This window comes from Methanolobus chelungpuianus (assembly GCF_024500045.1).
Taxonomy (GTDB): domain Archaea; phylum Halobacteriota; class Methanosarcinia; order Methanosarcinales; family Methanosarcinaceae; genus Methanolobus; species Methanolobus chelungpuianus.
Map to the genome: position 1 here is coordinate 111861 of NZ_JTEO01000005.1, position 20328 is coordinate 132188.

General features: G+C 49.5%; 20 protein-coding genes. 11 read left to right on the forward strand and 9 right to left on the reverse strand.

From position 1 onward, the window contains the following. The first annotated feature begins 18 nt into the window (after positions 1 to 18). Both cysD and cysN read left to right on the forward strand, forming a co-directional pair. Positions 19 to 966 carry a sulfate adenylyltransferase subunit CysD gene (cysD, locus tag PV02_RS09560; RefSeq protein ID WP_256623182.1) on the forward strand — a complete coding sequence of 316 codons (948 nt, stop codon included), beginning with the start codon at positions 19 to 21 and terminating at the stop codon, positions 964 to 966. Beyond that, a complete protein-coding gene (gene cysN, locus PV02_RS09565) occupies positions 963 to 2510 on the forward strand; it encodes a sulfate adenylyltransferase subunit CysN (protein ID WP_256623183.1) in 1548 nt (515 codons plus the stop codon). The genes cysD and cysN overlap by 4 nt, the downstream gene beginning before the upstream one ends. Before the next feature lie 202 nt (positions 2511 to 2712). On the opposite strand, the gene PV02_RS09570 is transcribed toward cysN, so the two are convergent. After that, on the reverse strand, positions 2713 to 3621 hold the full coding sequence (locus PV02_RS09570; protein ID WP_256623184.1) for an ABC transporter substrate-binding protein: 909 nt from the start codon (positions 3619 to 3621) through the stop codon (positions 2713 to 2715). 68 nt (positions 3622 to 3689) lie between these two features. Next, a complete protein-coding gene (locus tag PV02_RS09575; protein ID WP_256623185.1) occupies positions 3690 to 3965 on the reverse strand; it encodes a MoaD family protein in 276 nt (91 codons plus the stop codon). Between the two features lie 139 nt (positions 3966 to 4104). On the opposite strand from PV02_RS09575, the gene moeB reads away from it, so the two are divergent. The 6 genes from moeB to PV02_RS09605 all read left to right on the forward strand — a co-directional run bounded on the left by moeB (position 4105) and on the right by PV02_RS09605 (position 7941). Then, positions 4105 to 4923, forward strand: a complete 819-nt coding sequence (gene moeB / locus PV02_RS09580) for a molybdopterin-synthase adenylyltransferase MoeB (protein ID WP_256623186.1) — start codon at positions 4105 to 4107, stop codon at positions 4921 to 4923. Positions 4924 to 4994: 71 nt separating this feature from the next. Continuing rightward, positions 4995 to 5324, forward strand: coding sequence for a MarR family transcriptional regulator (locus PV02_RS09585; RefSeq protein WP_256623187.1), 330 nt, complete (start codon positions 4995 to 4997; stop codon positions 5322 to 5324). A 298-nt stretch (positions 5325 to 5622) separates the two neighbouring features. Continuing rightward, on the forward strand, positions 5623 to 5982 hold the full coding sequence (locus PV02_RS09590; protein WP_256623188.1) for a CidA/LrgA family protein: 360 nt from the start codon (positions 5623 to 5625) through the stop codon (positions 5980 to 5982). Next, a complete protein-coding gene (locus PV02_RS09595) occupies positions 5975 to 6679 on the forward strand; it encodes an LrgB family protein (protein WP_256623189.1) in 705 nt (234 codons plus the stop codon). The genes PV02_RS09590 and PV02_RS09595 overlap by 8 nt, the downstream gene beginning before the upstream one ends. Positions 6680 to 6831: 152 nt before the next feature. Continuing rightward, entirely contained in the window at positions 6832 to 7692 is an 861-nt protein-coding gene (locus tag PV02_RS09600; protein ID WP_256623190.1) for an EFR1 family ferrodoxin, read from the forward strand. Between the two features lie 21 nt (positions 7693 to 7713). After that, positions 7714 to 7941: a hypothetical protein gene (locus tag PV02_RS09605; protein ID WP_256623191.1), complete on the forward strand. Its 228-nt coding sequence runs from the start codon at positions 7714 to 7716 to the stop codon at positions 7939 to 7941. A 62-nt stretch (positions 7942 to 8003) separates the two neighbouring features. Here PV02_RS09605 and PV02_RS09610 read toward each other — a convergent pair whose 3' ends face one another. Further along, positions 8004 to 8294, reverse strand: a complete 291-nt coding sequence (locus PV02_RS09610) for a hypothetical protein (protein WP_256623192.1) — start codon at positions 8292 to 8294, stop codon at positions 8004 to 8006. A gap of 417 nt (positions 8295 to 8711) precedes the next feature. Here PV02_RS09610 and PV02_RS09615 point away from each other — a divergent pair, with 417 nt between their 5' ends. Beyond that, complete coding sequence (locus PV02_RS09615; RefSeq protein ID WP_256623193.1) at positions 8712 to 10484, forward strand: thiamine pyrophosphate-binding protein; 1773 nt, start codon at positions 8712 to 8714, stop codon at positions 10482 to 10484. A 318-nt stretch (positions 10485 to 10802) separates the two neighbouring features. Here the strand turns inward: PV02_RS09615 and PV02_RS09620 are convergent, their stop codons facing one another. From PV02_RS09620 to PV02_RS09635, 4 genes are all read right to left on the reverse strand, one after another. Then, on the reverse strand, positions 10803 to 12089 hold the full coding sequence (locus tag PV02_RS09620) for a phenylacetate--CoA ligase family protein (RefSeq protein WP_256623194.1): 1287 nt from the start codon (positions 12087 to 12089) through the stop codon (positions 10803 to 10805). Continuing rightward, positions 12082 to 12729, reverse strand: coding sequence for an indolepyruvate oxidoreductase subunit beta (locus PV02_RS09625; protein WP_256623195.1), 648 nt, complete (start codon positions 12727 to 12729; stop codon positions 12082 to 12084). The genes PV02_RS09620 and PV02_RS09625 overlap by 8 nt, the downstream gene beginning before the upstream one ends. Continuing rightward, the gene (gene iorA / locus PV02_RS09630) at positions 12726 to 14615 is read right to left on the reverse strand and encodes an indolepyruvate ferredoxin oxidoreductase subunit alpha (protein WP_256623196.1); all 1890 of its coding nucleotides are present in this window, start codon (positions 14613 to 14615) and stop codon (positions 12726 to 12728) included. The genes PV02_RS09625 and iorA overlap by 4 nt, the downstream gene beginning before the upstream one ends. A 290-nt stretch (positions 14616 to 14905) precedes the next feature. Beyond that, positions 14906 to 15379, reverse strand: coding sequence for a PGF-CTERM sorting domain-containing protein (locus tag PV02_RS09635; RefSeq protein ID WP_256623197.1), 474 nt, complete (start codon positions 15377 to 15379; stop codon positions 14906 to 14908). 471 nt (positions 15380 to 15850) lie between these two features. Here PV02_RS09635 and PV02_RS09640 point away from each other — a divergent pair, with 471 nt between their 5' ends. Beyond that, the gene (locus tag PV02_RS09640) at positions 15851 to 17287 is read left to right on the forward strand and encodes a sodium:solute symporter family protein (RefSeq protein ID WP_256623198.1); all 1437 of its coding nucleotides are present in this window, start codon (positions 15851 to 15853) and stop codon (positions 17285 to 17287) included. A gap of 155 nt (positions 17288 to 17442) precedes the next feature. Further along, positions 17443 to 17790 carry a hypothetical protein gene (locus tag PV02_RS09645; RefSeq protein WP_256623324.1) on the forward strand — a complete coding sequence of 116 codons (348 nt, stop codon included), beginning with the start codon at positions 17443 to 17445 and terminating at the stop codon, positions 17788 to 17790. A gap of 94 nt (positions 17791 to 17884) precedes the next feature. Here PV02_RS09645 and PV02_RS09650 read toward each other — a convergent pair whose 3' ends face one another. Further along, positions 17885 to 18649 (reverse strand): hypothetical protein, encoded by a 765-nt coding sequence (locus PV02_RS09650; protein ID WP_256623199.1) that lies wholly within the window; start codon positions 18647 to 18649, stop codon positions 17885 to 17887. Positions 18650 to 18845: 196 nt separating this feature from the next. Further along, the gene (locus tag PV02_RS09655; RefSeq protein WP_256623200.1) at positions 18846 to 20291 is read right to left on the reverse strand and encodes an aminoacyl-histidine dipeptidase; all 1446 of its coding nucleotides are present in this window, start codon (positions 20289 to 20291) and stop codon (positions 18846 to 18848) included. Between the last annotated feature and the right edge of the window lie 37 nt (positions 20292 to 20328).

Sequence of the window (20328 nt, forward strand, 5' to 3'; positions counted from 1 at the left end):
TCACAGGATCAATTGAGAATGTCATTGAACATAGAAGAAATTAATCACATAGCGAACATGACCATTGCAGAAGAATCTTATAGGCTCTCAAATCTGAAAACCCTTGAAGCTGAAAGTATAAACATTATCAGGGAAGTAGCTGCAGAGTTTGAAAATCCTGTCATGCTGTATTCTGTAGGCAAGGACTCATCGGTGATGGTCCATCTTGCGATCAAGGCTTTCTACCCGAAAAAAGTGCCTTTCCCGCTATTGCATATCGACACAGGATATAAGTTCCCTGAAATGTACGAGTTCAGGGATCATTATACTGCAAAGCACAATCTTGAACTCAGGGTTCACAGGAATGAAGAAGCCCTCAAAAGAGGAATAAATCCTCTTTCAGTGGGAACGGTCAAATGCTGTGCCGAGCTTAAGACAAAGGCGCTCCTTGATGCATTGAAGGAAGGCGGTTATGATGCAGCATTCGGAGGCGCCCGCAGGGATGAAGAGAAATCAAGGGCAAAGGAAAGGATCTATTCATTCCGTGACAGGCATGGGCAGTGGAATCCCAAGAACCAGAAACCCGAATTATGGAACCTGTTCAATTCAAGGATAGATCCCGGGGAGTCCATCAGGGTGTTTCCGCTCTCGAACTGGACAGAACTCGATATATGGACATACATTCACCATGAGAATATTGAGATCGTCCCTCTGTACTTTGCAAAGAATAGACCGGTTATCGAGAAGAATAACCAGCTGATCCCTGTTTATACGGATGAGCACAAGGAAGAAGTCAAAGAGACCATGTGCCGCTTCAGGACACTGGGGTGCCATTACTGTACAGGTGCGGTAAGGTCAGAGGCGGACACGCTGCCAAAGATCATTGAGGAGATGATGGTTGCCCGCCATTCCGAGCGCATAACAAGGGTCATCGACCACGACCAGGATAGTTCCATGGAACAGAAGAAGAAGGAGGGATACTTTTGAAAGGATCTGGCTCTCTGATCAGGCAGAATGAGAATATTGACCTGCTAAGGCTTGCCACTGCAGGAAGTGTGGATGACGGCAAGTCAACCCTCATCGGGAGATTACTATATGATTCAAAATCAATATTTGAGGACCAGCTGAGTTCGATCAGGACATTCTCGAAGACCCATCGTAACCAGGAGATCGATTATTCCCTGGTGACCGATGGCCTCAAGTCAGAAAGGGAGCAGGGAATCACGATCGATGTCGCATACAGGTTCTTCTCGACCCCGAAAAGGCGATTCATTATCGCCGATACTCCCGGGCATGAGCAGTATACGAGAAACATGGCCACAGGTGCGTCAAATGCATCTCTTGCCCTGATACTTGTTGACGCCAGGAACGGGGTCGTAACACAGACAAAGAGGCATTCGTTCATCTCATCCCTCCTTGGTATCAGGAACTTCGTAGTCGCAGTCAATAAAATGGACCTCGTGGACTATTCGGAAGAAGTGTTCGAGGACATTGTCAGTGAATTCAACTCCTTTGCTGACAAGCTATCAGAAGAGTCCATTTACTACATACCCATAAGCGCCCTCAAAGGCGATAACGTCACTGAGCGAAGCGACAATATGCCTTGGTACAAAGGGTCCACGTTACTTGATTACCTGGAGAATGTAAGTGTCTCCGGTGGTCGTAACCTGGCTGACCTCAGGTTCCCGGTCCAGTATGTTAACTGGGGGGGAGGCGATGATTTCAGAGGTTATTGTGGCACGATAGCTTCAGGCGTGGTCCACAAAGGTGATAAGGTAAGAGTTCTCCCTTCCGGAAGATCAAGTCAGGTTTCAAGGATAGTCACCTACGATGGAGACCTTGATTATGCCTTTGCTCCCATGGCAGTGACCCTTTGCCTTGAAGACGATATTGACATCAGCCGCGGAGATATGATCGCAAGGGTCGATGACCTTACAGGAATTGCCGGCAGCCTGGAGGCAAACATAGTGTGGATGGATGGTTCTCCCATGGAGGTCGGGAAAGATTATCTGATCAAGCATACCACAAACATGGTCAAAGGGAGTTTCTCAGAAGTACTTCATGAGTTCGATCCTGAAGATATCAGTATGAAACCCTCGGCGTTCCTGAGCTTAAATGAGATCGGAAAGGTTAAGCTTGAGCTAAAGACCCCGCTATTTGCCGATGTTTATTCGGAGAACAGGAGCACAGGTTCATTCATCGTGATCGATCCCCATACCAACCAGACTGCTGCGGCCGGCATGATCTCAAAATACAATCAGGTATCTCCCGACAAGGCGTGCAGATCTGCAGAGGCGAAGGTTATCCGCTATCCAGGAGACAAGAAAGAAGAGGCGCAGGCCAGGTATGACAGGCTTTCCATGCAGGGTACGCACTGCATCTATGTGGATGACGAACTGTTGCTTGAGACCTTCTTCAAGGGAATAACGGCTGACAGTGATCGATACTCCAGCGCAATTGAGAACCTGTGTAAGATCGTCACGAGATCAGGTGTGTCCGTGGTCCTGTGTTCCGATCACCAGGATATCTGAATCTGCCGGGATGGGGGGTACTTTGCATTTGACACTCTGCATTTAACAGACGGTGCAGAGGAAGTGTATCCCCTGCCTTCAGTTTGGAATGGCAGGTCTTTTCCTTTTTTAGACATCCCTTTTTAAATGTTTTTCTGAGTAAGTACTCTAGAACTTGATAAAGATAAAAATTAAAAGCAAAAGCAAAAAGGTTGGTGCAGATTCAAAGCTGCAGTTCCTTTACAAAACGAAGATCAAAGATATCCTCCTGACGGAGCTCACCTGAAATGTAGCCGGACTCATGCAGGGCACGCACGAATCGCATGGTTGATGCTATATAACCTTGGGGTATGCCTGCAGAATACTTTGGTGACACTTCGTACATCTCTCTGACAAAGTCCACATCAATGACCCCGACTGTCTCTGAGACTATCCGTGATGCCTCTTCTTTGTTCCCGCAGATGAACCTGCAGGCAGCTTCGTGCAATGATATGAATTTCAGAAGGACATCGTGAGAGTTCTCTATCATGTCGCAGCCTGCAACTATCCCGTAACTGGGGTTGCCAGGCCACAGTTTTTCGGGAGGGATCACGATCTCAGCGTTGCAGCATCTCCTCGACACTACGGCGAGCGAGGGCGTCCCGACTGCGACTTTTATTTCCCCATCTGCCATCAGTTCGGGAATGAGATCGGCCCATTCATAGTTGAGAACCCCGATATTGTTATCATAACCTGATTCCCTAAGGCAGTTCCTGATGATCACGTCATGGATGGAACCTGCAGGCGGACAGGCTATGGTCAGGCCCCTGAACTGTTTAAGAAAAAGTCTCATATCATTACTGCAATCATCCAGTGTAAGGAATCCAGGAACCGCGATCATCACTGTCCCTTCAGCATGGCCCCCTGCAATACATCTGACCTGCAGTCCCCTGTCAATCCCTATCATTGCAGGAGGAAGACCGATGTACCCTATGTCTATCTCACCTTTTTCAAATGCACTGACAATTGCGGGCCCTCCCCCGAAGAGCTTCCACTCGGACTCCAGACCTGCCTTTTCAAGCCAATCGGTCCCCATGAGCAGGAAAGAACTGTGATACATGGTCGAAAGGTGCCCTATCCTTAATTTAGTCATTATCTTACCTTTTAGGAGACTCTATGTATTCCTGATGAAACTGTAATGTGTACTCTGCCTGTTCTTGTTCATCCACCACTTATTGCAGGCAGTATGGAGATCTCGTCAGCGTCACTGATCTCTGTGTTAAGGCCCGAGAGGTGTCTGATGTTCTCCCCGTTGACATATACGTTAACGAACCTTTGCAGCTGGCCTTCATGGATCAGGTATCTTTCAAGCTCCCTGCCGTATTCACTGACAAGCCTGCCAATGAGAAGCTGTACTGTGGTATTTCCCATACCAAGTCTTGCAGACCTTGTTTTTGTTATAGTGCTCAATGCCGATGAAAATCTTACGGACACCATCTGATTCACCTCTTAAGGTACTCAGACATTGCCGGTCCTGCATACAACTGTTCTCATATAGGTCAATATAGCCGCTTCCCATAGATATTTATCAAAGCATCGCACCTCTCTGGAAATAATTGGTTTCAGGAAGGTAAGAATGTTAGGTGAATTTACTGAAGAACAGATAAGGCGTTATTCAAGACATATCATCCTGCAGGAAGTCGGCGGGAAGGGACAGAAGAAGTTACTCTCTTCCAGAGTGCTCTGCATAGGTGCGGGAGGGCTTGGCTCCCCCATCATCCAGTATCTGGCCGCAGCCGGGGTCGGAACCATAGGTATTGTTGATGACGATATCGTGGAACTGAGCAACCTGCAAAGGCAGGTCATACACGCCGGCAGCCTCAATGTGCCAAAGGTTGAGTCTGCAAAAAGATACGTTGAGAGTTTAAATCCTGATGTGAAAGTAGTTCCCTATCCGGAAAGGATCAATCCGGATAATATCCTCGATATCATCAGGGATTATGACATTATTGTGGACGGTTCCGATAATTTTGCCACCCGCTATCTGGTGAACGATGCATGCGTGATTGCAAAGAAGCCTCTTTCGCACGGCAGTATTTTCAGGTTCGAAGGCCAGGTCACCACCATTCTTCCAGGCGAAGGTCCCTGTTACAGGTGCCTTTTCGAGCACGCACCGCCTGCAGGCATGATACCAAGCTGCCAGGAGGCCGGGGTCATCGGAGTGCTCCCAGGTATCATTGGTGTAATTCAGGCAACAGAGGTTATTAAGTACCTGCTCGGACTGGGGGAGACACTTTCAGGCCGGCTCATATTCTACGACGCCTTAAGTATGTCTTTCGATGAGATCAAGGTCCGCAGGAATCCTTCATGCCCGGTATGCGGGGAAAGTCCGGCAATCGCATCTATAGAGGCCGGAAACTACCTGGATAATGAAAGGGTCTGCAGTATCGGATAATGATCAAGGCTCCAAAAGATTTAATTACTACGATCACATTAGTGTGTTTAGTTCACAATCGTGAACTTCATTTGGTTCTGCCAGATGATATTTATAATACACAAGGAGATACAAAATGGGGAATCGTTTTTGTTGATAATGCCTCTGGAAAAGAAGTAGAACACGTCAGGATAGGAAAACTGCCACCATCAGCAAAACTGGTGTTCAAGGTGCTTGAGGCAAACGGGCAGATGACGCAGAAGGACATAATCCGCGAAACTGTACTTCCTTCAAGAACGGTCAGATATGCACTGAGCCGGCTTAAGGATGAGCAGATACTAATGGAGAGGTTCAATTTCAGTGACTCCAGGCAGAGCCTCTATGAGATCAGGAGGCATGGAAGCATGGCTCTTGTGGCGTGAAGGCAGCTTCCTTATTAGCAGGGATGAACTTCAGTGTGGTCCCCAGCCTGATATCTTCTGTATAGCAGAGGAGTCAGCTGTTCTTCTTTTTTGCATCCTCAGGGCATCTATGGGAATCAGCTCTCCAAGAAGCAAATACTGGATAATCGGCTGATACAAGCACTAGTCTGTTTCTTAGACGAGATCAACCGAAAGCCTTAAGGCTTCCAAACAACAGTTAAAACGCCTTCAAGGCTGTGCACATTGATGGTACCAGGTTTCCACACGCACCAAAGCAGGCAGGCATGACCGCATACCCATGATGAAACATCTTATCCAGTTTGCCATTATCCTTCTAGTCGGCTTTCTAGGTGATCTCTTCCAGTCGTCCCTGAATATACCAGTACCTGGGAACATAATAGGCATGCTGTTGCTGCTTATCCTGCTGCTTACCGGCCTGCTGAAAATGTCCATGATAGAAGATGTAAGCAACTTCATGCTGAAGCATCTCTCATTCTTCTTCATACCTGCAGCCGTGGGACTGATAAGCTGTTTTTCGGTACTGGAAGGCAAATGGGCCGAACTGATGTTCATTTCTGTCTTTTCGACCTTCATAATAGCAGTGGTGACCGGTACGACTGTCCAGATGCTTATGAAAAGGAGGAAGGCCGGTGAGTGAGCTCTTCTCTGTTTTCGTGAAGTCTCCCATTTTTGGAATAGGGATATCACTTTTGGCATTCTATGCAGGCAGCCTCGTCTATAAGAGAACAGGTTCTCCCCTGATGAACCCGTTAGTGCTTAGTATGCTGATGATCATTGCACTGCTTTTGGCCTTTCACGTCAGCTTTGATGATTATAACCGGGGAGGAAGTTTCATATCTTTCTTCCTTGGGCCTGCCACTGTCATCCTGGCCGTGCCACTGTACAGGAAGATAAGCCTGCTCAGAGAGAACGCCATGCCCATACTTGCAGGCATAGGCATAGGCTCAGCAGCAGGTATTGCCAGCATCATCCTGATGTGCAGGCTGTTCGGTCTTGATGAACTTGTAAGTGTCTCCATGATTCCCAAATCCGTGACAACGCCTATCGGGATAGAGATCTCCGGCCAGCTTGGAGGCGTGCCGTCGATCACTGTGGCTGCCATAGTCTTCACAGGCGTGACCGGCGTCCTGCTGGGTCCCGTAGTATGCAGGCTGTTCAGGATAGAGGACAAAGTGGCAGTAGGAATTGCTATCGGCACCTCTTCCCATGCCCTTGGCACCACCAAGGCTGTGGAACTGGGAGAGACCGAGGGTGCCATGAGCGGGCTTGCGATCGGTATCGCGGGACTGGTGACGGTGTTCCTTGCACCTGTACTGGCTAAATTGCTGATGTGAGAGAGACAGCTAATCCTTTATGCAACCTGCTCATTTTTGTGCGCCCGCAAATTAAATAAGCCTGCCAGACAAGAATTTACAGGACAGCGGCCTTCTTGCCGGATCAGGTAATTAATGCCGCACATGAAAACATCTAACAGAGCTGTAATAGCATGAGCACGGACATCTACTATTTTTCAGGAACAGGAAATTCACTGTACGTGGCAAGGGAGCTTCAGAAAAGGCTCCCTGACTCCCGGCTGGTGCCGATAGTGGGCCTTCTGCACAAAGATGTCATAGAGACTGGTGCAGAGACCATCGGGATCGTGTTTCCTGTGCATGCCCTGACCATTCCCCTGGCAGTGCGGCAATTCCTGAGAAAACTTAACCCGGCCTCAGCAGAATACGTCTTTGCCATTGCAACGCGCCTGGGCATTGTTTTCAGGGATTTCAGGAGAATAGACCGGGCGCTTAAAGCTAAGGACAGGCGCCTTGACTCGCAGTTTATCATCAATATGTATAACAATGATGTGAAGGGCAGGGATTACAAGGTTCCCGGTGAGACTGAACTCCTGGAGATAGAAACTTCCGTTCAGGGCCAACTGGATACTATCCAGGAAATTATCCTGAACAAGGAAATGAGTAAAGAAGAAGACAGTGGCTACCTTATAGACCTGCCATTCAGCCGTCCGGTCAATAATCTACTGGAAAGGTTCCTTACTTCCTGTATGACCTTTTCAGAGCATATAGGAGGCGTGAACTACTTCTGGTCGGACTCCGCCTGTACAGGCTGCGGGATCTGCGCGAGGGTCTGCCTGTCGCAGAAGATAAAGATGACAGACAAAAAGCCGGTCTGGCAGAAGGATGTACTCTGCTATATGTGCTATGCCTGCATCAATTACTGTCCCGCAAAAGCCGTCCAGATAAACAGCATACCCGGTGTCAAGTCCCATACAAGGGAAAACAAGAGATACCCTCATCCTTATGCAGGCATTGAGGACATTTCCGGACAAAAAGGAATACCTGACCATTAATTTAACTGCCAGGGGATTTTCATGATACACATCCAGAAAAGATACCAGGACATTGCTGATGAGATCAGTGAGGAAGACATCGATCTTGTGAAGATCAACCTGACCATCACAAGGAAGATCTGCTGCGGCGGCAGGGACAAGAAGGACTATGAGCTGGGCTGGGTGGAGCACCCGAAGGACATGAAGCTGACCACTGTGAGGGAATATGTTATCAGGAACAGGGTGCTTGAGGTATGGATAGAACCCTGAGTGAACTGGACCTCAAACTCCCCAGGAAGGAAAGGAGTTGATGGGAGCGGGCTTGCTCCGGTTTACTCCACTTCCAGTTCCAGACCGCCTATAACGCCTGTTACTGCGTTGAATACCAATGCTGTGATTACGCCCGAGAGAAAGCCAAGAACACAGTAGAATATGGGTAATGCGATGATGGCTCCGGCACCGAACAGCATCCCCCCGGTCCCCTGACTATACATCATGGGGCCCATCGTGAAGGAGAAAAGGGTCATGATAATTCCGAATATCAGGCCCAGTATTGCATAGATTATACCCATGATCTTCCCCAGTGAAAGCACACTTATTTTTGTAATGTATCTTTTTACCATAAGTAAAACCTCCATTAGTATATTCTTTAGTGAGAATTTAAAAATATAGCGGGTGAAGAAGGGCTCATCTCAAATTCTCGTAAGCAGGATCGCAGGCGATAAGGCTGCCAGGATAATACAGCTTGCTTTTGTTAAATGCTACCCGAGAACGCCTATTGAGTGCGTTCAGCGGGAAAAGTGGCGGAGATGAAAGAAACTGAGATAGAAGCAACAATCCTTAAATACCACCTCCCCCAATTCCCCTCTAATGTCAAACTCTACCACAACTCACACTGTATCCAACGTGTCTGTAGTAGTGGTAGTACTGTCAGCTTGAGCAAGAACAAAGGAAATTTTTCTGGCTCAAGTGCGCTGTTTTTGGTTAATTACTGATTAGTGTATCCTGTGCCGGGAATGTTTCTTTCACGGAGAATGAAAATGAAGGAAATGAACGGAGCAGAAGTTCTGGTTAAATGCCTGGAGGACCTTGGGGTCAGACACATCTTTGGTTATACGGGGGCGGCGATACTGCCTGTATTCCATGCCCTCCGGGAGAGCAGTATAGAGATAATCATCAATTCCAACGAGCAGTCGGCGGCGTTCAGCGCAGCCGGTTATTCGCGGTCCTGCGGGCAGGTCGGGGTAGCCATAGTCACGTCCGGGCCTGCGATCACCAATACGCTCACCAGTGTTGCGGACGCATATGGGGACAGCATCCCACTTCTGGTATTCGCGGGGCAGGTCCCGGAGCATAAGATCGGTACCGACTCATTCCAGCACATCAATGTCAAGGGCATTTTCGGGGAAGCTGCCAAGAAGGTCATCCAGCTATCCAATGACGATGACGTCGAGGCTATCGTCAAAGATGCGTACTATCTTGCGAGATCAGGTAAGCCGGGGCCTGTCGTCATAGATTTCCCCATGGATAAGCAGCAGAATATCCACGAGTACCGGGGAATCAATGTCAAGCTGTTCGAGGAGAGTTACCGCGATGACAGGCATCTCTGCGAAGAACAGTGCGCGGAGTTCTTCCGGCTGCTAATCAACTCGAAACGGCCCCTGCTCTATCTTGGAGGCGGGCTCAACTCGGAAGCAGGCAGCCGGGCTATCCTGGAGTTCAATGAGCATTTCAATATCCCTTCGGTCAACACCCTCATGGCAAAAGGGGTTATTGACGCGAGGGACGAGCTCAACCTTGGCATGTTGGGTATGTTCGGCACGCCCTATGCCAACATGCTCATCCAGGAGAACGACTTTTTCTTTGCAATCGGCGTCCGCTGGGATGACAGGGTTGCGGAGAAGGTAGGGTTTGCAACAGGCACTGACATAGCCTACATAGATATCAATCCCGAGAAGATGCACCAGATAAAGATAGAGCGCAGTCCGAAGTTCACATTCATAGGGGATGCGGCCACGGCTGTCCGTGACCTGCTCAGTTACGCCGTAAAACATGAAATCACCCTGGATATCCAAGAATGGCAGGAACGCGCCAGGTTCCTCAAACGGTCCTGGCCCCTGGATTACAACCGGGGATCCGAACACATACAATCCTCCGAGGTCATGGCCCTTCTGGCGGGCTATATTGACGGGAACACAAAGATAAGCACGGGTGTCGGCAATCACCAGATGCTGGCGGCACAATACCTGCCCATGCAGAAAGCAAAATCCTTCATGAGCTCAGGCTCCTTCGGAACGATGGGCTTTTCACTGCCCACGGCCATCGGAGTCTGTTACGCTAACCCGGATGCAAGAGTGATCGCAATCGACGGTGATGGCAGCCTTAAAATGAACCTTGGGGAACTGCACACCATTGCAGCCTTGGAACTGCCCGTCAAGATACTCCTCCTGAACAACCGGAGCGACGGCATGGTCCAGAACCTGCAGGATGCAGGTTACGGGGGAGCCCGGACAGGAACCCAGAGGCAAAAGGATGTTCGTTTTGCCGATATCGCAATGTCATTTGGTTTCAGTTACGCGGCAAGGATAAAAGATAGGAGAGACCTGAAAAGCACCCTGGAGACATTCCTGAATGCAGGCGGACCCTGCTTCCTGGAGATCTGCACTGACAGCGAGGAGATCCTGTTCCCGAAAGTCCCGTCAGGAGGAGCCTACAAAGACATGATCCTTGGGCCTTATATTAAATGCATGGAAGCTGCCCCGATCACCGGCACGCCTGAAGAAATGGAGTACATGGAAGAACTGCCTGTCTGAATCCCGGATTTGTATTCGGGATATATTACCAACACAACGACACTAAAGTGCAGGGACATTGACTTTGAGTATTAGTGTCTTTGCGCCTTTGCTTTTTTGTTAGTTTTAACCGCAAATTGACTAACATCGATTGACATGACAAACGCAACCACCCGCCGAAGGCGGCATATTCCTTTGCTGCCGTATAGAAGGGATAACATTGCATTTATCCAATCATTGAAGGCATGGATAAAAGAAAAGATGCTAGGGAGCGGAATCCATCAGGAATCTGCTCCGGTGACTGCGCTATTTTACTGCAGGACGTGCCCTTGCCGGAAATCACATTTCCCTGTTATCGACAACTCTCCTGCTCTTCTTCTCACTGCGGGGCAGTGCGCCCAGTCCCACACATTCCACGTCAACGCTGACGCCGATAAAATCCTGGAAGGCCTTATCGAGCTTCTTTGCCTTGAGCCTGCAGTTCTCATGGTCTTCTGCATCCTCGATCTCGACCCTGAAGAGCATGGTATCCCTGCCCGCATCCCTTTCAAGGATTATCTGGTACTCGCTGCTCACGCCTTCCACTCTCTGGATGACATCCTCTATCTGTCCTGGATAGATGTTCACACCCTTGATCTTGATGCGGTCGTCCGTGCGGCCCAGCAGGCGGTCTATGCGCGGGAAAGGACATCCACACTGGCAGGGCTCGGGCAGTATCCGTGTGAGGTCCCTTGTCCTGTAGCGTATCAGCGGGGCACCTTCCTTGGTCAGTGTGGTTATGACCAGCTCACCCAGGGTGCCGTCGGGAAGCCTCTCTCCCGTAAGCGGGTCGATTATCTCAAAGAAAAGATGATCGGACCAGTAATGCAGACCCTCATGCAGCGAGCAGTCCAGTGCGATGCCGGGACCATATATCTCGGTCAGGCCGAAGATATCATAAGTGTCTATCCCCAGCTCGTCCTCGATACGTGCCCTCATCTTCGGGCTCCATCGCTCGGAACCGATGATGCCGACCTTAAGGCTTATTTTGTCTTTCAGACCCCTTTTTGTGATTTCCTCGGCAAGCAGCAGGGCATAAGAGGAAGTACTTGCAAGCGCCGTGGACTTGAGGTCAAGCATCATCTGCAATTGTTTTTCCGTATTGCCCGGACCCATGGGAACGGCCATTGCACCCAGCAGTTCCGCTCCTGCCTGAAACCCGATGCCTGCGGTCCATAGCCCGTATCCCGGCGTGATCTGTATCCTGTCCCTGCTGCTAAGACCTGCAAGCCTATAGCAACGCATCATCATGTCAGCCCACACTTCCACATCCCTCCTTGTATACGGGATGATGACAGGGCTTCCGGTAGTGCCCGAAGATGAATGTATCCTTACGATTTCCTCGTCCGGCACTGCCTGTAATCCCAGTGGATAGGCATCCCTCAGTTCTTCTTTTGTGGTAAAAGGAAGAATGGTTATGTCCTCCAGGGCTTCTATTGTATCGATATCAACGCCGGCTTCCCCGTACTTTCTCTGGTAGAAGGGACTTCCCTGCATGACCCTCCGTAGGAGCTCCCGGAGTCTGACAGTTGTTTCTTCCGCTGATATGCCCAGGCCTGAGCTCTCAATCCCAGGACAGTCACACATTCGTCTCACACCCTTCCATTGATGGTTTTTTTGTCCGGATGTCCTCATCCTTTGGAATGCTCTCAATGGCCCTGTCAAAGACCCTGCGGTTGACATCCCTGTGTTTTTCGGGGATCAGTTTCTCAAGCACACCCCACAGGTACTCCTCCGAGAAAGGTAAAAGGCCCGCACCTGCAGCTGCAGCTATCATGGCAACGTTAGCCGCCTTGTAGGTGCCTGCATCCTTTGCAAGCCTGGTGAAATCGGCAGATATCATACTCTGGCACTTATCCTGACAGTTATCCCTCAGGAATCCGATGAGCCGGTCAGGCTCATACTTGACCGGACCCTGAGTGGACGGCACTATTGCATGCTCGTTAACTATCAGGCTGCCGCCTTTACGCATATAGCGAAGGTTCCTGGCTGCCTCTGCAGGTTCAAGCCCTATGATAAGATCGGCTGTCCCCTGAGGTATAAGTGAGCCGCATACTTCATTCCCTATCCTCACATGGCTTGTTACCGAGCCTTCCCTCTGCGCCATGCCTATGGTCTCGGCTGTGGCTACATGGAAACCTGCATCCATAGCTGCCGTGGCAAGCAGGCGGGAAGCCAGCACGACACCCTGGCCTCCCACGCCTGCGATGAGAATATCGAACTTCATTGTGAGACCTCCTTCAGTGCAATAGCTCCCGAAGGGCACACCTGAGCACACAGATCGCATCCGCTGCATGTATCCTGAATAACAGGCAGGCCCGAAGACACCGAGAATATGGCAGGGCAACCCAGCTGGGATATGCAGAGCCTGCATCTTGTACATTTGTCCTTATCTATAACATACTGCCCGGCTCCCTTGCTGATAGCAACACATCTGCCCCTGAAAACGATAGCTGAAGGCCCTTCAAACTGCATGGACTCCGTGGCTGCAGCCACGCACTCATCAAGGCTGTCCGCTTCAGCGGTCCTGACCATACCGACCCCGCAGCTCCTGAGAACATCCGCGATATCGATTATCTTCGCAGGGGAACCCACAGCAGTCATGCCGATGCCCGGGTGTGGCTGGTGTCCGGTCATGGCCGTTGTGCGGTTGTCAAGAACAGCGATGGTGATGTCCGCATTGTTATACACGGCACTGACAACGGCAGCTATCCCCGAATGGAAGAAGGTCGAATCGCCGATAAATGCCACCTGTTTTGCCCTTTTTCCACTGGTGTATTCCTGTGTATGTGAGAGCCCCGCAGCAATGCTGATACCGGCTCCCATGCAGAGGCATGTGTCGACCATGTTCAGGGGCTGGGCATTTCCAAGTGTATAGCAGCCTATATCACCGGAGAAGACTGAATCGACCCCTTGTTTTGATCTCAGCCTGCCTGCAGCTTTCTTGAATGCATAGAAGACTGTCCTGTGCATGCAGCCCGCACACAGGGTGGGTGCCCTTACAGGAAGATGAGGCACATCTGCAGGATTGATCGCAGGCGACGAATGAGAGAGAGCAGGCACATCTTCATCGCTTCCTTCAAGAGCCCTGTTGATACCGTCAATGACAACATCGACATCGTACTCCCCGCTAACAGGGAAGCAGCCATCCTTCTTTCCATGCACCCTTACATTGAGATGATGCCTGCCAGCCAGCTGGAGGAACTGTTCTTCCAGATAAGGGTCCAGTTCCTCTATTACTATCAGATCGGTAATGCCTTCCAGGAATTCGAGAGCCGCCTTCTCGGGGAATGGATACACGGTTCCCACCTTGAACAGTGAGAATGTGCCAGGATAGTCCCTTGTGGCCTCTTTTGCGTAGAGGTATGAGACACCAGATACAGCAATGCCAATGCTGCTGTTCCCTCTTGATATTGAGTTGAACGAATTGTCCCTGAAATATCCGGAAAAACGGTCCGACAACCTTACCTGGAGCTCTTCCAGCAGGGGATGCCTCTGGGATGTGAGTTTGGGGAAGATGGTCCATCTTTTATCCCTGACAAATCCCTCTATGTCCCTGGCAACCTGCGCTATGTCCCCGGTTATCACGTCAGCGCATCCGTGTGAGACCCGGGTTGTGGTCCTGAGTATCACAGGTGTTTCCATCTCATGGGATAATCTGAAGGCCAGCAGGGTCATGTCATAGGCTTCCTGCGGCGTCGACGGATCAAGGACAGGTATATTTGCAAAGTGTCCGAATGCCCTTGTATCCTGTTCGGTCTGGGATGAGTGCGGGCCCGGGTCATCGGAAACAAGTATCACAAGAGAGCCTTTCACTCCTATGTATGAAAGGCTCATGAGAGGGTCGGAAGCTACGTTCAGGCCCACCTGCTTCATGGTGACAATGGCCCTGGCACCCGAGTACGCGGCACCCACTGCTGTTTCGAGCGCCACCTTCTCATTGGTGGCCCATTCGGCGTAGATGCCGTATTTTTTTGCATGGGAGGCTATGGTCTCCATAACCTCGCTGGAAGGTGTGCCGGGGTACCCGCTTGCTATCTGCACGCCGGCCTGCATCGCAGCAAGAGCGATGGCTTCGTTACCCATTAGTATACGTTTACTGGACAATGGCATTCCTCTTGGATGGGGATAGTGTCAGAAAATGGTACGGAAGATTCACATCCGGACATGAAGCATTGCGTATATCTATACGTTAATGTAGGCCTATGGACTCATTTGATGAAATATAAATGTTTTGTAACCCGCTCTTCGGTCTCCTGATTATCCCAAGTACCCGGTTTCAGTTTGGGATATCTGAGGCATCAGACAGAATAACCGGTTCTGGCCGGTTGCGAGTTACAATAACAAAGAAAAAAGAAATTATTCGGCGGATGATGCAATCCGCCTGCATCAACTAAGAAACTTTACCTTCTCTTTAACAGATACATGGCCGACAGTATACCTACAATCCCCAGTATGGCTTCAAATCCCGGGGACTGTTGCTCAGCATCTGGAACAGGCTCTTCTGATGCTGGCTCATCCCCTATTAAGCCATCATTCTCTTCCGTGACAGGTTCCTCAGGTGCTTCATCATTCACTGCTCCCGGCATGCTTTCAGCATCTCCGGGAAATGTCAGAGTAGTTATCTCTTCCTGATTGCTGAACCCATCCCCATCAGAGTCCAGGGATTCTATGGCTTCCAAGTCGCCATCGTTCTCCCCATAATCAGCACCATATGGATTCAGAGACTCAATGTCTTCACCATGACAGGTAGAGCATGTATCCAGTCTTGTGTTATTGGTATTGTAGAATTGATTGAAATCGTCCATCATCCCGGATGTAGCAGATGCAGCTTGTACTCCTGCAAGTATTAATACCACCAACAGTAATGGTGACATAACGCTTTGTTTAAAAATCATGATTGATACCTACCCCCAAATTCAATAAAGAATTATTTATGGCATCAGGTATTTATGTTTTTTCAGACGTTGCTCTTATAGCTCATAAAGATAATGTTCAGTTTTCAATAACAGAGCTAACTTCAAACCACGGCTGCTTTTGATATGGCATTCCTTTGTAAAGGAATGCTTTATCCAGTGTACTATTAAGATCTAGTGTTCAGCAGCAACCACCAGAGACAAATGAAAAGGTTTTTAAACTTTAATGTTACTTTGTGTACATTTAAGTACAGAACAATTCATCCGGAAGGAGATCATATTTTGATAGATAACCACAGAAATGAAGTCATTGCAAAATCCAAAAGCAGTGAGAAGGAGAGAAATCCGTGATGCCCCTTCCGTATATCTATCTGCTTATCTCTATAATGCTCATGCTGGGTATCACATTCTATCTAATCCTGAGGCGCGAACATGCTTAATCATATCCTCCTGGTATTGTATGTCATTGGAATTATCCTGCTTTCCCTCAGGCTCAAACAGGGGACGTTTTCAGGATTCGTGATATCGGACCGTAATGTGAAGCATCCCGCAGTCATAGGCATAGCCTACATGGCTGCCTACTTCAGCGCAGCCTCTTTCCTGGGAGGAGGGGGCTTCGGGCTTATCGCAGGCCTTCCATGGATCATCTGGGCTGTATTCTTCCACGTGGCCTTCGCATGCCTTGCCTTCATCATCGCACCCAGGATTTGGACATTCTCGCAGAAGTACGATGCCAAGACGGTACCCCAGCTACTGGAGCGCAGGTACAATTCTGAGAGAGGAAAGGTTCTGCTTGCAGGCATCATGCTGGTGATGTACACGGTCTACCTGGTTGCCATCTTCAAAGGCTGCGCCAATCTGTTCCAGGGTCTCCTGGGAGTGACATACGTTCAGGGACTGCTGATAGCTGTGGTCATCGTAGCTCTGTATTATGTTATAGGAGGACTCCCGGCCATCCTCTGGATAAGCTTCCTGCAGGGGCTTATCATGCTGGTGGGCGCCGTGTTCCTTTACGGAGGGCTGATCTCAAATGGCGGCGGCCTGGGTATATGGGAACTTATCCCTGAGAATGTACTCAGCATGAGCGGAGCCGCAGTCCCCTGGCAGAAGACCTTCGGGAACGCCTTTGCAATAAGCCTGGGACTCCTGGCACTGCCTGACCTGCTCATCATGCTGTTCTCTGCCAAAGACAAGAGAGTGGTCCGTTTTGCAGGCATCTATGGCCCTATATCCATCACCATCTACTCCCTGTGTATCTTCTCCCTGGGAGTGCTGGCATACGGGGTGTTCAGCTCTGAGCAGCTGGCACCCTTCATGACAAATCCGGACGGCCTGGTGCCTTTCCTGGCTACATCGCTGCTGCCAACCGGATTTGACAGCATAGTGCTACTGGCGGCGATATCTGCAGCCATGTCCACCATGAGCGCCATCGTGCTGGTGACAACAACCTCACTGACCTCCGATATCATGAAGTACCTGCGTCCGGCCACTTCAGACGACAGAGTGCTCCTGATGACAAGGATAGTGGGTGTAGTGATCATAATTGTGTCGGCGTTCTTTGCGATCGATGTACCCCAGATGATCGTACCCCTGGTGTCCGTAAGCATGGGTGTGATCGCCTGCTGCGTCTTCATCCCGCTGATATTCGGACTTTACTGGGACCGCGGCACTTCTACAGGTTTCACCGCCAGCCTGATAGCAAGCTTTGGTTCTGTGGTGCTCTGGCAGCTATTCGGAAATCCGCTTATCCATCCCGTATTCATCGGCCTGATATGCGGTACTGTGGCCTACCTGGGAGGAAGCCTGGCAGTTGCCCGCCCGATCCAGGCAACTGCAGGAGAGACTGAGGCACCAGTTGAAGCGTATTAAAGCAGACTGTTCTTGGAGTGTGCTGAAGGACTCGCTTTCAGCACTTTGTACTTTATTTATATCAGGAGACTTTTCAAGTTTTTATCGGGCCGGTCATGAAAACAGATTTAACCATTGGTATCAATAGAACCACAGGGTGTCCCTGATTGAAGAATGTGATAAGCAAGAGTTTCGAGATAAAGGATTACATGCTTGAAGGCGCACTTGTCAACGGATTCTGGATGACGCTGGAGGACAGGGAAAACCTCACCACAGAAGTGGTTTACACACCAGCCGGTGGAAAGTTCTTCGGACCGGCCGCTACAGGAAGGATGATCAGGGAGATTGCTGCAAAATGCGACAGTTTCAGATCACTGCTACCGGAGAACATCAACTGCGAGGTCGCCTTCAAGGATCTAGACAACCTCACATACAGTGCAAACGGCAAACTGCCTGAGATCAGAACCACAGAACACGGCGAGATCAGGGTCATTTACAGGTTTTACGTTAAGTACTATATTTGATCCACTGATAGGAAAGAGAGCACCCATACTTCAAGAACAGAAGCATTGAGACAGGCAACAGGGTACCACTGTGCCAGATTTCTCCGCTTGCCGCTCAAGTAGATTCCCAGCAAACATTTATATTATCCACATATCCCTTCTCCTCATAGAATCCTCTGCGCAGGAAATGGTTTTTCCTTGACTTGTAGAACTCGTATTCGGGAGAATTAGTATAATATATGGAGATAATACCATATTTCTTTCCTTTTTCGACATATGCGATTTTATCGAAACTGTCCAGTTCCTGCAGTTTTACATCAGAACCTGTACAGTCTACATATGTCAGCCCTTTGTCAGTTGTCTTAAATGCGTTTAAAGCATACACCTCATCATTGTCATAGAAGTCTACAACTACAAAAGCTGCACGAATACCTGCTTTTTCGGCATTGTTATGAAGACGTTCCGCAAAGTCCGGGCTTACGCTACTATTCTCATCATAGATTACCCTGTCTGTATCATCTGCCTTCAAAAATGATATTAGCTCATTCCACGTAGGGTCATCTGCAGATTCGTTATTAATTAAAGCTACATGCTCGCCGGAGGCTTTGAGAGGAACTGCAGTATAAGAAGAATTCACGATATTTTCAGATAGATCAGCCGACGGAAGAGTATAACCCATGAGAATGAACATCATTGAAGCAAGCAGAACTATTGCGAGGATGCTGAATACTTTCCTGTGTGCCATTTCTAATTGACTTGATGGATCTTTCGGCCTTATTTTGTTTATAAGATCATCGAGGTATCCGGGAGGTGCTTTTTTAGGATAGCAGGTATTCTCATCCTCATTATTGTTTAGATCATGCTGTCTTTCTAACCCCATGCTTTGCCTCCATAAACAATGCGTAGTGGGCAATTCCTTTACAGAAAAATTATAGAGCCATTTCTATATAAACATGATGATAGATATTGGCAGGCCATCGACAGGAGTTTATCATAATAACAGGTGTAGGATTTCCAAATTACTGGCTTCCAGTGTTTATATGATACTAAATATAAATTATATATTCCTGGCCCTTCTATCTGAAAGAAGCTAGCAGGGCGATCAGGAACTTCCATACTTTCGGGACCGAGGGAATGTAAAGCCTTTCTTCCGGAGAATGAGGATTGCGTATAGTGGGCCCGAAGGATATCATTTCCATGCCCGGATACTTGGAGCCGATTACCGCACACTCAAGGCCCGCATGTATCACTTCGATAGCAGGCTCCTTTGCAAATATTTCGGAGTAGATGTCCTTGCAGCGCCTGGTAAGAGGCGATAAGGGGTCGGGCTGCCACGCAGGATAACCGCTGCCGTGCCTGACTTCGGCACCCATGGATCTTGCTGTGGATGTGATCTTACCGGTTATCTCCTGCAGCTCTGAGCTGGCCGAACTGCGCTGGCTTGTGATAATAACAAGCTGGTCGCCTTCGGTCCTGATAACCGCCAGATTGCTTGATGCCTGTACAAGCCCGGGCATGTCAGCGGACATTCTGGCAACGCCATGAGGCAGTTCGTTTAACAGGGATAATATCTTTTGGGCAGTCTCATGAGGGATTACATGCAGACCCTCATCTTCTTGCTGTATTGAGAGAGTGACAGACAGGGATGTGTCATGTGCAGCATAAATCCTCCTGGCCTCTTCTTCTGCACGCATAACGATCTCCTCCGCGCGCTTAATATTCTCCAGAGGCATGCCCACAAGTGCCTCTGCATGACGGGAGATAGCGTTATGTGCAGAGCCTCCGCTGATGCTCAGGATATGCAGGCTGGCGTTATCCATAAGGCTGCCTAGGACAGCTGCCAGCAGTTTATTTGCATTGGCCCGCTTCTCATGGATATTCACGCCCGAGTGACCTCCGGCAAGGCCGGTGACTGCCAGGCGGTACACTTTGTGGCTTGCCGGGAGAGGTGCGCGTTCAAGAGGAAGGCTGATGGTAGTGGTCAGGCCGCCTGCACAGCCTGTAATAAATACGCCCTCCTCTTCTGAATCAAGGTTGAGCAGGATCTTCCCGGAAATAAAATCCGGCATCAGCTCGTTTGCACCCGTAAGCCCGGTCTCCTCATCCACAGTGAAGAGCAGCTCAAGCGGTGGATGAGGTATTTTCCTATGGCGTGCAAGCACCAGGGCCATGGCAAGGGCAATGCCGTTGTCAGCCCCGAGCGTAGTGCCGTCTGCCCTGAGCCAGTCGCCTTCGATAATGTGACTTATGGGATCCCTGCTGAAGTCATGGGCGGAGGCCTGCGTCTTTTCACATACCATGTCCATATGACCCTGAAGTATTACTGCCGGCAGGGTCTCATAGCCCGGTGATGCGGGTACGCTGATAAGGACATTGTTCACGCTGTCGAACTTGAAGCCGAGACCGGCAGAAAGGGCCTGTTCTTTCAGCCAGTTGGCTATGTTCTCCTCATGCCCGGAGCATCGGGGAATAGCGTTGATCTCCTCAAAAAGTGCAAGTATTTCCTTTGTTATCGCGTCCATGCTCTCTTTCTTGCTTACTTTTATTAGTACTTGCCGA